The sequence below is a fragment of the Pseudomonas sp. GW821-FHT10B02 genome (genome assembly GCF_059415665.1).
Window position 1 is genome coordinate 1 of sequence record NZ_JBWKNR010000031.1, and the last position, 14,396, is coordinate 14,396.

Consider the following 14,396-nt stretch of genomic DNA (forward strand, 5'->3'; position numbering starts at 1 on the left):
CCCACTGGAAGACTATTTAACCCGGTGGGAGCGGGCTTGCCCCGCGATGGCATCAGCCTGGCTCCGCGAGGATCTGATTTCGAAGATGCGTCAGCACAGGCGCCGCCCATAACTTCGCGACTTCAGGACACCGAAGCGAAAGGCCGTCATAAAGGCGGAAGGGGCCGGCAGCATCGCCACACAATATGGATAAGCCCGCAGACTCAACATCCAAACCCCAAAAAAAAGCCCCGATGTCCCCGCCTGACCAAGGTCGGAAGGGGACATCAGGGCACAAAACGAAGGGGTATTCTTAACGAACCAAGGCGCGTCAGGACACGCAACGCGCCTTGTCTTTCCAGTACTTTTCCCGCACCTGGCGACGCAACACCTTGCCCACCACACTGACCGGCAGCGCGTCGACAAACACAATGGACTTGGGCACTTTGAACCGCCCCAGGCGACCTTTCACATGCTCGATCAACGCCTGGGCTGAAACGCTTTCACCGGCTTTGAGCACCACTTCGGCATGTACCGCCTCGCCCCATTCCTCATGGGGAATACCGACCACTGCCGAATTGGACACCGCCGGGTGAGCATTGAGCGCCGCTTCCACCTCAATGGCGTACACGTTGAAACCACCGGTGATGATCATGTCTTTCTTGCGATCAACCAGGAACAGGAAGCCCTGCGGGTCGATGTAACCCATGTCGCCGGATTTCCAGTAGCCGTTGTGAAACTCCGTGGCCGTGCCTTCAGGATTCTTGTAGTAACCGGCAATCGTCCCGCGAGAACGCACCCACAGTTCGCCGGTGGTGCCCAGCGGCACTTCCTGGCCGTTGTCGTCGACAATCAGGATCTCCGCGCCGACGGCGATACGCCCGGCCGAAGACAGTTGTTTTTCGTTCTCGGTCAGGTGATCGGCCTTGCTCAGCAGGGCAACGGCATGCAGGCTTTCGGTGGCGCCGTAGATCTGCATGAAGATGTTGCCGAAACGCTCCTGGGCCTGGCGCAGTTTCGTCGGGCTCATCGGTGCGGCACCGTAGGCCATGGTCTGCAGCGAGGACAGGTCGTAGTCCCTGGCTTCGGGCAATTCCAGCAGACGGTAGATCATGGTCGGCACCAGCAGGGTCATGGTGGCCTGTTCTGCTTCGATGTTGCGGCACAGTTGCGCCAGGTCCGGGATGTTCTGGGTCAGGGTGCAACCACCGCGGAACAAAGTTGGCAACAGCCCCAGGCCGGAGCCGTGGCTGATGGGCGCCATGTGCAGGAAGCGGGTGTCCGGCTGGTAAGGCTGTTCAGCCTCCAGGTACATCGAATCGCGCAGCGCCATCCAGTTGTCGATGGTGTAGGCGGCGCATTTGCTCTGGCCGGTGGTGCCACCGGTGAAGCGATAAACCAGCGCGTCCTTCTGTACGTCGTTGTCGATGCCGGGGTTGTGATCCGGGACGCCTTCAAGCAGGTCCCAGAAATACCACAGACCCTCGCGCGGGGTGGCGGGAGGGTCCATGCAGACAACCTTGATGCCTTGGCCATGCAGCAGGTCGAAATAGCGATCGATCAGGGCGTTCTCGATAAACACCACTTTCGGCCGCAGAAACTCCACCTGCCAGCGATGCTCTTCGAAGGCGTCGCGATAGTTGGTGTAGGCTGCCGATGCATCACCCTTGAGCGCGGTCCAGGCATGGAACAGCGAGATATTGTCGTTTTCCAGAATGCACAGGTAGACATCCCCGCGGCGCAGTTCAAGACGCTCGCGCAGCATGTTGACAATGCGATTGGTCAGCGCGTGCAGCTCACGGAAGGTATAGCGTCGATTGCGCTCGATGTTGACCAGGGCTTCCCGGTCGCCGAAACGCACGGCCAGGTTACCGACCGTGTGTGCGAAGTTCATTATTGTCATGGTTATTCTCCGTCCGGGCGTGTGGCTGCACGCCCGTTGCGATCATCATCGCACGTTTATCTCGAGCCCTGTCCCGCGCAAGCTCAGGCCTGCTGAGCCTTGATGGCCTGCAGGGCGGTGTCGATGAAGACCTTCACCTGCTGGTTGGCGTCATCGCGGGGCACGGCGCTGCTCCAGTCGGTGATCTGCTCCAGGTGTGCCTCGATGGCCTCCGGCGACAGCTCGTCGTTGCCGATGTACACCGGCGCGGTTTCTTCCATGCGCACGGCGCTGAACACACCGGCACCGGCGCCGAGGATCAGCTTGGTCGGTGCGTTTTCACTGACCAGGAACAGCGCGCCCGGGGTGACCTGCTCAGGGCGGCTGGCGGCCAGCAGTTCGGCCGGCATGACGTCTTCGGTCATGCGCGTGGCGGCCATCGGTGCCAGGGTGTTGACCAGAATGTTGTTCTTGCGGCCTTCGATGGCAAGCATGTTCATCAGGCCGACCACGGCCATTTTCGCCGCGCCATAGTTGGCCTGGCCGAAGTTGCCGAACAGGCCGGCCGCCGAGGTGGTCATCAGGATGCGCCCGTAGTTCTGCTCGCGCATCAGCTCCCACACCGCTTTGCTGCAGTTCATCGAGCCCATCAGGTGGACATTGATCACCGCCTGAATGTCGGCCATCTCCATCTTGGCGAACGACTTGTCGCGCAGGATGCCGGCGTTGTTGATCAGGATGTCGACGCGACCGAAGGCTTCTACCGCCTGTTTGACCATGGCCTGGACCTGCTCGTAGTCGGCCACGTTGGCACCGTTGGCGATGGCAGTGCCACCGGCCTGGCGGATTTCTTCGACCACAGCCAGGGCGGCGTCGGAAGAGCTGCCGGAGCCGTCGCGGCTACCGCCGAAGTCGTTGATCACCACCTTGGCGCCACGGGCGGCCAGGTTCAGGGCGTGAACGCGGCCCAGGCCGTTGCCGGCGCCGGTGACGATGGCAACACGGTCATCGAAGCGAATGGTCATGGTGTTTTCCTCTTGTTATTGATAATAGGTGGCGAACGGCGGAGGAAGTGCGTGGTTTCCCCTGAGTCGCCGTTCCCCATAAAGATCAGGCGCGGCTGAAAATACCGACATGCTCGGTGGATTCTTCCACGCGCCAGAGGCCGCCGCCGTTGCCTTGCAGGGCAATGCGCGCACCTTCTACCTGACGCGGGCCGCAGTTGCCACGCAGTTGCTCGACCAGCTCGAAAATCTGCCCGATGCCGGTGGCGCCGATCGGATGGCCTTTGGACTCCAGGCCGCCGGACGGGTTGACCGGCAAGCGGCCGCCGAGGGCGCTGTCGCCGCGCTCGGCCATGACCCCGCTCATCCCCGGTTCGCATAGCCCCAGCGCCTCGATAGCGAGCAGCTCGCCGATGGCTGTGGCGTCATGCACTTCGGCCACATCGACGTCCTGCGGGGCAATACCGGCTTGTTCGAATGCGGCTTTGCCGGCCAGGTGGGTACAGCCCTTTTCGTAGTCGTCGGCAGCGCGGGCTGAGGCGGAACGCACCACACTGGCCAGGACCTTGATCGCACGGTGCTTGTCGAAGCCGTATTTTTTCAGCGCCGACTCGGTGCACAGGATCGCTGCAGCGGCGCCATCGGAGATCGGCGAGCACATCGGCAGTGTGATCGGGTAGGTGATCGGCGGCGCGGCGAGGATTTCCTCGATGCTCATGGCGTTGCGGTACTGCGAGCGCTGGTTGTGCACCGAATGACCGTGGTTCTTCGAGGCAACGGCGGCCAGCTGGCGCTGCGTCACGCCATAGCGCTCCATCAGGCCGCCACGGCCGAGGGCTGCGTAGACGTCCATGAACGGGCTGTAGGGCTTCTCCGATTGCGAGCCGGCAGGCGGCACGACGCCTTGGCCCATGGCGGCCAGGTAGTGCTTGTTCTCTTCGAAGGTTTCAATGTCCCAGGCCGATTCGAAGGCGGAGAACATTTTTGCCTTGTCGCTGTAGAACATCTTTTCCGCGCCGACCGCCAGGGCGACCTCGGCAGCGCCCGCCTGCAGCTGGGTCACCGCCAGGTTGAAGGCATGGCTCGACGAGGCACAGGCGCCTTCGATGTTGAAGATCGGGATACCGTCCAGGCCCAGCGGCAACAGTGCTACCTGGCCACGGATCATGTGCTGGCCATCGAAATGGCCCTGGGTGCAGTTGCCGAAGAAGCCGACCTGGATCCACTTGCGCTCGCAACCGGCGTCTTTGAGCGCGTCTTCCACCGCCCAGGCGGTGAGTTGCTTGACGGACTTGTCGATGTGCCGGCCAAAGGCGGTCATGCCAACGCCGACGATGTATACGTTTTCCATCGTTGCCTCGAATTGTTCAGAAGTAAGGGGGGCAGGGCGCCCGGCTCAGTAACCTTTGAAATCAGGCTTGCGCTTCTCGGCAAAGGCGCGCACGCCTTCGGCCATGTCGTAGGAGCGCTGGTGGTTGCGCAGCTCCAGCAGTTCCTGGCGCAGGGCATCGGCACGCGACTTGTCACCGGCTTCGTCGGCGACTTTTTTCATCTTGCGCAGCACCAGCGGACTCTTCTGCGCCAGTTTGTCGCCCAGGGCCTGAACGCGTTCGAGCAGCTCGGCATCGGCGACCACTTCGCAGACCAGGCCGTAGGTCTTCATGTCCTGGGCGGGCAGGGCGTCACCGGTGAACAGCATGTACTTGGCGATGTTCTCCGGGATCTTGCGTGGCAGTACCGCCGCGCCACCACCGCCAGGGAACACGCCGAAGTTGGAGTGGGCATCGCCGAAGCGCGCGCTCTGGGCGGCGATGACCAGGTCGCAGCACAGTACGGTTTCCAGGCCACCGGCCAGGGCCAGGCCGTTGACGGCGGCGATGACCGGCTTGGGGAACACCCGCAAGGTATCGAAGAAGGTGACGATAGTGTCGAGCAGGTCTTTCTCGCCCGGCAGCGGGGTGCCACCGGCCTTGAGGTCGGCGCCGGCGCAGAACGCCGTGCCGGTGGCGGTCAGCACCACCACGCGGACCTGGTTGTCGTTTTCCCAGGCGTGCAGGCGGGCGGTCATGGCCTCCAGCATTTCACGGTTCAGGGCATTCATGGCCTTGGGCCGGGTCAAGGTGATCCAGCCCACCTGGCCCTTGATTTCAAAAGAAACGGACTCGCTCATCTCCAATCCTCAATCACGCTGCAATTGACGTTTCTGTCTGAATTGGAACTTACGCGAGTGCCTCAGGGCCTCACCCCCCCCCTTGCGGACGGGGGCGCCCACCCTGGTGTCTGTTGCAGGATGCGGGCGACATCCAGGCAACACTGCCACGGGCGGAGACTCTAATAATGCATACAAATGTCATCAACGCCGGCGATCTGCTGGTCGCCACCAAGTTCTCGCCACCGCGCCTGAACGCTCGGCACATTGTCCGTAGCCAGCTGCTGGGCCGCCTGCGCGAGTCGCAGCCGTGCAGCGCAACGCTGATTACCGGGGGGGCAGGCTTCGGCAAGACCATCCTGCTCGCGCAATGGCGTCTGGAACTGATGAAGGCCGGGCTGGACGTGGCCTGGATCTCGTTCAGCCTCGACGACCGGCAGTTCGGCAGCTTCCTCTCGTATTTGCTCGAGGCGTTGCAGCGTCTGGGGATCGCCATCGAACAGGACTGGCTGCACAGCGATGGCAGCGAGCAGTCGATCAACACCCTGATCGCCATCGTTACCCACGCCGCACACGGCATCGACAAAGAACTGCACCTGTTGATGGATGACTTTCATCATGTCGAATCGCCTGCCGCCCATCGCTTGATGCAGAAGCTGCTAGATCATTGCCCGGCCAACCTGCATATCACCATTGCCTCGCGCTCCACGCCGGCGCTGAGCCTGGGGCGTTTGCGCATGCAGGGCCACGTGGTCGAGATCGATACCGTCGAGTTGCCCTTCGATACCGACGAAACCCGCGACTTTTTCAAGCAGAACCTCAGCACCCTGGTACTCAGCGCCGACGAAGAGCGGCTGATTCATGACCTGACCAGCGGTTGGCCGGCCAGCCTGCAGCCGATTGCCACCATGTTGCGGGTGCGTCCGAGCAAGCGTGCGCACTTGCGCTCGATCCTGCGCAACTCGGCTGACCTGCAGGCCTACCTGGCCGAGGATGTGCTGGTGTGCCTGTCGCCGGAGCTGTTGGAGTTCATGGAGAAAGTCTCGATATTGCGGCGTTTCAACGCCGACCTCGGGGCGTTCGTCAGCGCCAACCGCCATGCCCCGGAGATGATCAAGCGTGCCGAGGACGAGAACCTGCTGATCTACCGCATCGAATCGGATGACAGCACGCCGTGGTACCGATTCCATCCCTTGTTCGGCGAATTTCTCACCCAGCGCCTGGCGGCCCGTGGCGAGGGTGCGGTCCAGGCGCTGCATCGCCGTGCGAGCCAGTGGTTCGCCGAACAGGAGTATCTGGTCGAAGCGGTACGCCACGCCAACCTCGGCGGGGATCGCGACTATGCGATCAAGGCGATGGAGGAGGCTGCGTCCAGCACCTGGAGCATGGCCTATATCAGCCCGATGCTGAGCCTGCTTGAGCGGCTGCCGCAGGACACCCTGTTTTCGCATCCCCAACTGTTCATCACCGGCTGCCTGACCTACGCCTTCACCGCCCGGCCGGAAAAAGCCCAGCGCTGGCTGGAACAGATGCGCCGCAGCGACGCTGCGCGCAATCCAGCGATCTCCTCGAAACTGGTGCTCGCCGATGCGGCAATCGCCCTGCAGCTCGACCAGCCACGGCGGGTCATCAGCTTGCTCGAGGCGGCCCACCAGGCGCCTCTGGAAAACCGCTCGTTGCGCTACATCAGCTTCTCCGGCCTGGCCACCGCCTACCTTTCCGTCGGACGTGCGGCGGATGCGCGCAAGCTGCATGAACAGTATCCGATCGATCTTCAAGACCGCGCCAACGACATGGCCATGGTGTTTGAAAGCACGCAGGCGCTGGCCCGCCTCAAGGAAGGCAATGCCCGCCAGGCCCTGAGCATCGGCGAGAGCGTTATCGCCCGGGCCGAGGAAGCCTATGGGCGCGGGTCGGTGTCTGCCAACCTGTGCGCCGCCACGCTGTGCGACGCCTATTATGAACTGGACCGCCTCGATGACGCCCTGCGTGTGCTGGCCAACCGCAGCGGCATTTTGCGTTCGTCCATGCCTGATGTGATGGGCCGGGCTTCGATTTGCCGCGCGCGCATCACCCTGCAACAAGACTCGCCTCAGGCGGCGCTGAGCTTCCTCGACACGCAAGGCGCGCATTTTCAGGTGCTGGGGCTGGACCGGCTGCTGGCATTGATCCTGGCCGAGCAGGTGCGGGTGCTGGTGCTGCAGGGCGAAAGCCGCCGTGCCGCCGAGGTGGCAGGACGTCTGGCGAGCTTGGCGGCGGCGCAGCGCCCGCATGCCGAAGCACGTGGCGAAATCGACTACCTGGTGGCGTTGTCCCGCGTGCGTCTGGCGCTGGCCGGGCATGACGGGCAGTCGGCACTGGAGGCGCTGCCGGCTGTCCATGCCTACGTCGAACAGGCGACACGTGGTCGCAGCTGGGTCAGGGCGCACCTGCTCAGCGCTCAGGTGCACGCGTTGCTGGGGCAGACGGATGCGCTGCTGGTGAGCCTGCAGCAGGCGCTGGAAGCCGGCGCGCGGATGGGCCTGGTGCGCACCGTGCTCGATGAAGGCCAGGGTGTGCTTGGCTTGCTTGCCAGGCACCAGGATGCGATCGCCTGGGAGCCGGCTGTTGCCGAGTACGTGCAGGCCCTGTTGAGTCGCGAAACGCCTGCGCAGGTGCCATCGCCGCTGGCCTGTGCGGCAAGGAACACGGTCGATTCGCCACGGGCCAGCCTGACCCCGCGCGAGCTGGAAATCCTCGGGCTGGTGGCCCAGGCCATGTCGAACAAGCGCATCGCCCTGACGCTCAACATCACCTTCGGTACGGTGAAGTGGAACGTGAAAAACATCCTCGCCAAACTCGGCGTCTCGAGCCGCTATGCGGCGATTACCCTGGCGCGCCAGCAGGGCTTGCTCAAGTGACTGGACGCTGGCGGCGGCCGCTGCGCCCTCCCGAGAGGATAGGCGCGCACGGCCGGGGTCAGCCCGCATGCTCAGGTCAGCTACGACTATCCGACCCGGTTCAAGAGGAAGACCATGAGCGATACATCTGCAGCATTCCTGAGCGAGCAGGAAATCATGATCCGTGACGCCGCCCGCAAGGTGGCGCAAGAAGTGGTGGGTGCCACCGCCGCCGAACGCGACCGTACCGGCGCCTGGCCACACGCGGAGCTGAAGGCGGTGGCCGAACTGGGCTTTCTGGGCATGCACATTCCCGAGGAGTCCGGCGGCGCCGGCATGTCCTTTCCCGAATACTGCCTGTGCATCGAGGAGTTTGCGGCGGCGGACGCCGGTTTCGCCACTATCCTGCATGTACACAACGGGATGGCCGACATGCTCCACCGCTTCGGTACCGAAGAGCAGAAGGCCAAGTACCTGGCGGGCATGATCAGCGGTGAACTGATCGCCGCCGGCTTGCTCACCGAGCCGCAGGCCGGTTCCGACACCGCGGCGTTTCGCACCACGGCGCGCCGCGATGGCGACCATTACGTGCTCAACGGCAGCAAACAGTTCATCTCCAACGGTAACGAAGCCGGGATCGCCTTTGCCATTGCCGCGAGCACCGAGACTGCAGAGGGCCGCAAAGGCCCGAGCATGTTCATCATCGATCCACGCGAACCCGGCTACATCGTGACCCGCGTGGAAAGCAAGATGGGCCAGCGTTCCGCTCATGTCGCCGCGATCCAGCTGGACAACTGCCGGGTACCGGCGCACAACCTGCTGGCCGAAGAGGGCACCGCGTACAAGCGTTTGATGGCGACTCTGTCCGAAGGGCGCATCGGCATCGCTGCCGTCGCCGTGGGCGGCGCCCGTGCTGCGCTGGAGGCCGCGGTGAAGTATGCGCAAGAGCGTGAAGCCTACGGCGCACCGATCATCAACCTGCAAGGGGTGGCGTTCGACCTGGCCGACATGGCCACCCAGTTCGAGGTCGCGCAAAACTACATGCTGCACGCCGCGCGCCTGCATTACGCCGGTGTACCCTGCGCCAAGGAAGCCTCGATCGCCAAGCTGTTCGCCAGTGAAATGGCCGAGAAGGTCTGCTCTGAAGCGCTGCAGATCCATGGCGGCTACGGCTACCTCAGCGATTTCCCGGTGGAGCGCTACTGCCGTGATGTGCGGGTGACCAAGATCTATGAGGGAACCAGCCATATCCAGAAAGTGATTATCGCGCGCAACCTGTGAGTGAGGAGGGAAGGGGCATGACTGACAGTCCGGTGCTGTATGAACGGATCGGCAAGACAGCGCTGATCACCCTGAACCGGCCGCAGAAGAAGAACGCCTTCGAGGCGGCCATCAACGAGGCCTTGCCGGTTGCCCTGAAGGCGGCGCGCGATGATCGTTCGGTGCGTTCGATCGTGCTGACCGGCGCTGGCGGCGCCTTTTGTTCCGGTTTCGACCTTGGCAGCCTGGATGAGGGTGAGGATGCGGCGTTTGCCGGACGCAAGCTGGTGCTGGGCTTTCAAGAGTGGTTCAGCGGCCTTGCCGACATGCCCAAGCCGGTCATTGCTGCCGTCGATGGCGCAGCCGTAGGCGCAGGCTTTTCCCTGGCCCTGGCCGCCGACTTCATGTTTGTCACGCCACGCGTGCGGCTGTTGCCGACGTTCCTGAGCCTTGGGCTGGTGCCGGACCTGTCGATGCTTTATGTGCTGCCGCGCCTGGTCGGCCTGGCCAAGGCCAAGGAGCTGATTTTTTGCGCCCGTGCAGTGGATGCGCAGCAGGCCTTGGCGCTCGGCCTGGCTCAGGCGATCATCGATCAGGAGCAGTTGCTCGACAGTGCCCTGCAGTTCGCCCGCCAGTTCGATGATGCCCCTGCGGATGCATTAGCATTGAGCAAGACACTGCTGAACCGCTCCTTCGAGACCGATCGCCCGGCGATGACCGAGTTCGAAGCCTGTGCCCAGTCCTTGTGCGGGGCCAGCCATTACCATGCCGAAGCCGTACGGCGCTTCCTCGGCAAAGAAGGCTTGCCCTACCGTGGCGCGGTGCTGCCAGCGCCGTAAACCTCCAAATAGGGAGGGGCCGTGTGCTTGAGCGCGCGCCTATCCTTGAGACTCAAAGCCTGCCGCCCGGTACAACCCGGCGTACAAGCCCCCAAGGGCCGGCAGGGTATCCAACGCTGAGGAGTAAGACATGAGGCAGAAAGTCGTCATCGCGGGTGTCGGTATGATTCCCTTCGTCAAGCCGGGCCAGAGCGAAACCTATGCAGTCATGGGCGAGCAGGCCGTGCGTCTGGCCCTGGCCGATGCCGGGGTCGGTTACGAGTCGGTCCAGCAGGCGTATGCCAGCTTTGTCTTCGGCGACTCCACCTGTGGTCAGCGCGTGCTCTACAACGTCGGCATGACCGGCATCCCGGTGATCAACGTCAACAATAACTGCGCCAGCGGCTCTACCGCGCTGTTCCTGGCCAACCAGGCGATTGCCAGCGGCATGGTCGACATCGTCCTGGCCTTCGGTTTCGAGCAAATGATCCCCGGTGCCATCGGCAGCGCCTTCCCGGACCGTCCGAGCCCGCTGGAGCTGTTCCTCGATCAATGCGACGAAGCCATTCCTGGTGCCTCCGAAATCCCGGCAGCGTTGCGCATCTTCGGCAGCGCCGGGGTGGAGCACATGAAGCGCTTCGGCACGCCGCTGGAAACCTTCGCCAAGATTCGCGCCAAGGCCAGCCGTCATGCGGCCAACAACCCCAAGGCAGTGTTCCGCAAGGTGATCACCACCGAAGAGGTCATGGCCGATCAGGTGGTGTGGCCGGAAGTGATGACCCGGCTGATGGCCTGCCCACCGACCTGCGGTGCTGCCGCAGTGGTGCTGTGCAGCGAGGCCTATGCGTTGAAGCATGGCCTGGACCGCAGTGTGTCGATTGCCGGCCAGGCGCTGACCACCGATGGCGCGGAAACCTTCAAGTCCGGCGACATGCGCGACGTGGCCGGTTACTCGATGTCGCGCGCCGCGGCCCGGCAAGCCTATGAAATGGCCGGTATCGGTGCCGAGGACGTGCACGTGGTCGAACTGCACGACTGCTTCGCCCAGAACGAGCTGCTGACCTACGAATCCCTGGGCCTGTGCCCGGAAGGCGGGGCGCAGAAGTTTGTCGACGATGGCGACAACACCTATGGCGGCCAGTATGTGGTCAACCCGTCCGGCGGCCTGCTTTCCAAAGGCCACCCGATTGGCGCAACGGGCCTGGCGCAATGCACCGAGCTGGTCCTGCAACTGCGTGGCCGCGCCGAGCAGCGTCAGGTAGAGGGTGCGCGCATTGCCCTGCAACACAACATCGGCATTGGTGGCGCCTGCGTCGTCACCCTGTACCGTAAAGACTGACAGGGGAAACACCATGGATTTTCGACCTGATACCAGCCTTGAGGCGTTCCGCGCAGAGGTCCGTCAGTTCCTTCGCGACCAGGTCCCGGCGGACCTGAAAGGGCAACAGCGCTGCACCCGCTCGCCGCGCGAGCAGATCATGCGCTGGCAAAAGCTCCTCAACCAGCGCGGCTGGGGAGCGCCGTACTGGCCCAAGGAACACGGCGGCACGGGCTGGTCGGTACCGCAGATCCTGGTGTTCGATGACGAATGCAGCCTGGCCGGTACCCCCACCCAGGATGGCTTCGTGCACAAGATGCTCGGGCCGGTGCTCAATGCCTTTGCCACACCCGAACAAAAGGCCGAGCACCTGCCAGCCGTGTTCAATGGCGAGCGTCTGTGGTGCCAGGGCTTTTCCGAGCCTGGCGCCGGCTCCGACCTGGCGTCGCTGCGCACCCGTGCCGAGCGTGACGGTGACCACTATGTGGTCAACGGCCAGAAAATCTGGACCAGCTATGCCCACCACGCCGACTGGATCTTCCTGCTGGTGCGCACCGATGCGCAGGTGAAGAAGCAGGCCGGTATCAGCTTCCTGCTGGTGGACATGCGCACGCCCGGTATCACCGTACGGCCGATCCGCAGCATCGACGATGCCCATCACCTGAACGAAACCTTCTTCGACAATGTGCGGGTGCCGGTAGGCAACCTGATTGGCAGTGAAGGGCAGGGCTGGAGCATCACCAAATTCCTGCTCAACAACGAACATGCCACCACCGCCGATCTGCCTGAGCTGAAACGCTACCTGCGGGAACTGCGCTTGATCGGCTCCACGCTGCAAGTGGCCGGCCAGCCACTGTTCGAACGCCCGGAGTTCGCCCTCAAGCTAGCGCGCCTGGAGGCTGAACTGCAGGCCATCGAAATGCTGGTGCAGCGTGTCGCGCGTCTGGATGAACAGCACAACCCGGCGTCACACACGCTGGGTTCGATGCTCAAGATTCGCGCCACCGAATTGCAGCAACGCATGACCGAGGCGCAGATCGAGGCGCTGGGGGACTACGGTGCAATCGCCTATGCGCATCCGCATGAGGCCGATCCCGAACATCCATTCCCGCAGCAGGCGCTGGCCCGGGGCATTTGCAACGATATGTTCCTGCGCCGGGCATCGACCATCTACGGCGGCACCAGCGAAGTGCAGCGCGGCATTATCGCCAAGATGCTGTTCCAACTCTGATATCAGGAAACCGCTATGGATTTCGAATTCACTTCGGAACAACAACTGTTGCAGGACAGCCTGCGACGTTATGTAGACAAGGCCTACAGTTTCGAGGCGCGTACCGCCCTGCTCAAAGCGGGCAAGAACGGTAGTGCGGACAACTGGGGCATCTTCGCTGCCAACGGCTGGCTGATGGCGGCGCTGCCGGAGGCCTATGGCGGGCTGGGCGGCTCGCTGGTGGATACGGTGATCATTGCCCAGGAGCTGGGCCGCGGCCTGGTGCTGGAGCCTTTCCTGGGCTGTGGCGTGCTGGCTGCCCAGACCGTGCTGGCCGCCGCTAGCGAGGCGCAAAAGGCTCAGCTGCTGCCACAGATGGCCGATGGCAGCTACCGTGTAGCGCTGGCCTACAGCGAAGCGGGTTCGCGCGGTATGCCGGAGCCGGTAACGCTGCAGGCCGAGCGCAAGGGCGACGGTTTTCGCCTGTCCGGGCGCAAAAGCCTGGTGCTCGGGGCCCCGGGCGCGCAAGCGTTCGTCGTTTCCGCGCAGATACCGGATACGCCAGGTATCAGCCTGCTGCTGGTAGACGCGGATTGTCCCGGACTGACAGCCCAGACGCTGCCGTTGCACGATGGCAGCTGGGTTCAGGAACTGCACTTCGACGGCGTTGAAGTCGGCGCCGATGCCTTGCTGGGTGAAGCCGGGCAGGGTTTGCCCGGGCTGCGCCAGGGCCTGGCCAACGGCATTGTCGCCCTGTGTGCCGAGCTGATCGGTGGCATGGAGAAAACCATTGAAGTCACCGCCGACTACCTCAAGGTTCGCCAGCAGTTCGGCGTGCCCATCGGTTCGTTCCAGGCCTTGCAGCACCGCCTGGCGGACATGGCTGCGGAGCTGGAACTGGCGCGTTCAAGCCTGCACGTTGCCCTGGCCTCGATGGCCAACGATGACCAGGTGACCCGCGACAAGACCGTGTCAGGCGCCAAGATGCTCATCTGCCGCGCTGCCAGGTTCGTCTGTGGCCAGGGTATCCAGTTGCACGGCGGGATTGGCATGACCGAGGAGTACCTGGTCGGGCACTACTACAAGCGGGCCGTTGTCGCCGAGGTGCTGCTGGGCAGCAGTGACAGCCACGAAGCCGCCTATGCCGCCGCCTTGCAGGCCGAGCTGCGCGCCTGATCCGTCAACCGCAAAAACATCGAGAACACAACAACAATGAAGAGCTACGAAACCCTGGCTGAACTGCAAGGCCTGGTCGGCGAAGTCGTCGGCACCAGTGACTGGGTCAGCATCGATCAGCAACGCATCAATACCTTTGCCGAAGCCACCGGCGATCACCAGTGGATCCACGTCGACCCTGAACGCGCGGCCACCGGGCCGTTTGGCAAGCCGATTGCCCATGGCTTTCTGACCTTGAGCCTGCTGCCGACCTTCATGACCAACGCCTTCGAGCTGCGCGACGTGAAGATGGGCGTGAACTACGGCATGAACAAAGTGCGCTTTGTGCAGCCGGTGCCGGTGGACAGCCGGTTGCGTGCGCATTTCAAGGTGCAGTCCTGGGAGGCGCTGGACGGTAACGGTGCTCAGGTGACCTATGAGATGACCGTTGAGATTGAAGGCGCAGCCAAGCCGGCCTGTGTGGCGGAGACCATCTTGCGGGTTTTCGCCTGACCGCTGCTGCTGTACCAACGCCACGCGCATGATCATGCCGCGTGGCGTTTTTTTTGGATCTTCGCGGGACTATGGTCCTGGGGTTGGTTTGTTGTGGCTGTGGCTGTGAGCTTATCCATTTGGTGTGGCGATGCTGCCGGCCCCTTCCGCCCTTACGGCGGGTCCCTTTTGTCTTGGCAAAAGGAACCAAAACCGCTTGCTCCTGCATCCGGCCCTACGCTGCGCTCCG

The 14,396-nt window shown here is 63.3% G+C and carries 11 protein-coding genes; 7 read left to right on the top strand and 4 right to left on the bottom strand.

Going from position 1 to position 14,396, the window contains the following annotated elements; genetic code table 11:
* Positions 1-310: 310 nt before the first annotated feature.
* The 4 genes from AC07OF_RS25615 to AC07OF_RS25630 form a co-directional block, all read right to left on the bottom strand.
* On the bottom strand, positions 311-1,882 hold the full coding sequence (locus AC07OF_RS25615; protein ID WP_232478247.1) for an AMP-binding protein: 1,572 nt from the start codon (positions 1,880-1,882) through the stop codon (positions 311-313).
* Between the two features lie 83 nt (positions 1,883-1,965).
* Positions 1,966-2,886: an SDR family NAD(P)-dependent oxidoreductase gene (locus AC07OF_RS25620; RefSeq protein ID WP_038610249.1), complete on the bottom strand. Its 921-nt coding sequence runs from the start codon at positions 2,884-2,886 to the stop codon at positions 1,966-1,968.
* 85 nt (positions 2,887-2,971) lie between these two features.
* Positions 2,972-4,216, bottom strand: a complete 1,245-nt coding sequence (locus AC07OF_RS25625; protein ID WP_495073667.1) for a thiolase family protein — start codon at positions 4,214-4,216, stop codon at positions 2,972-2,974.
* A 45-nt stretch (positions 4,217-4,261) separates the two neighbouring features.
* Positions 4,262-5,035: an enoyl-CoA hydratase/isomerase family protein gene (locus AC07OF_RS25630; RefSeq protein WP_157192292.1), complete on the bottom strand. Its 774-nt coding sequence runs from the start codon at positions 5,033-5,035 to the stop codon at positions 4,262-4,264.
* A gap of 167 nt (positions 5,036-5,202) precedes the next feature.
* Between AC07OF_RS25630 and AC07OF_RS25635 the strand changes: the two genes are divergently transcribed.
* From AC07OF_RS25635 to AC07OF_RS25665, 7 genes are all read left to right on the top strand, one after another.
* Entirely contained in the window at positions 5,203-7,914 is a 2,712-nt protein-coding gene (locus tag AC07OF_RS25635) for a winged helix-turn-helix domain-containing protein (RefSeq protein WP_495073668.1), read from the top strand.
* 114 nt (positions 7,915-8,028) lie between these two features.
* Positions 8,029-9,174, top strand: a complete 1,146-nt coding sequence (locus tag AC07OF_RS25640; protein WP_157192294.1) for an acyl-CoA dehydrogenase family protein — start codon at positions 8,029-8,031, stop codon at positions 9,172-9,174.
* Positions 9,175-9,191: 17 nt separating this feature from the next.
* Positions 9,192-9,992 carry an enoyl-CoA hydratase/isomerase family protein gene (locus AC07OF_RS25645; protein WP_157192295.1) on the top strand — a complete coding sequence of 267 codons (801 nt, stop codon included), beginning with the start codon at positions 9,192-9,194 and terminating at the stop codon, positions 9,990-9,992.
* Positions 9,993-10,122: 130 nt separating this feature from the next.
* Positions 10,123-11,310, top strand: a complete 1,188-nt coding sequence (locus AC07OF_RS25650) for a lipid-transfer protein (protein ID WP_342625296.1) — start codon at positions 10,123-10,125, stop codon at positions 11,308-11,310.
* Positions 11,311-11,323: 13 nt separating this feature from the next.
* Positions 11,324-12,520 carry an acyl-CoA dehydrogenase family protein gene (locus AC07OF_RS25655; RefSeq protein WP_495073669.1) on the top strand — a complete coding sequence of 399 codons (1,197 nt, stop codon included), beginning with the start codon at positions 11,324-11,326 and terminating at the stop codon, positions 12,518-12,520.
* A gap of 15 nt (positions 12,521-12,535) precedes the next feature.
* Positions 12,536-13,675: an acyl-CoA dehydrogenase family protein gene (locus tag AC07OF_RS25660; RefSeq protein WP_495073670.1), complete on the top strand. Its 1,140-nt coding sequence runs from the start codon at positions 12,536-12,538 to the stop codon at positions 13,673-13,675.
* A gap of 36 nt (positions 13,676-13,711) precedes the next feature.
* Complete coding sequence (locus AC07OF_RS25665) at positions 13,712-14,167, top strand: MaoC family dehydratase (protein WP_157192299.1); 456 nt, start codon at positions 13,712-13,714, stop codon at positions 14,165-14,167.
* Positions 14,168-14,396 lie beyond the last annotated feature (229 nt).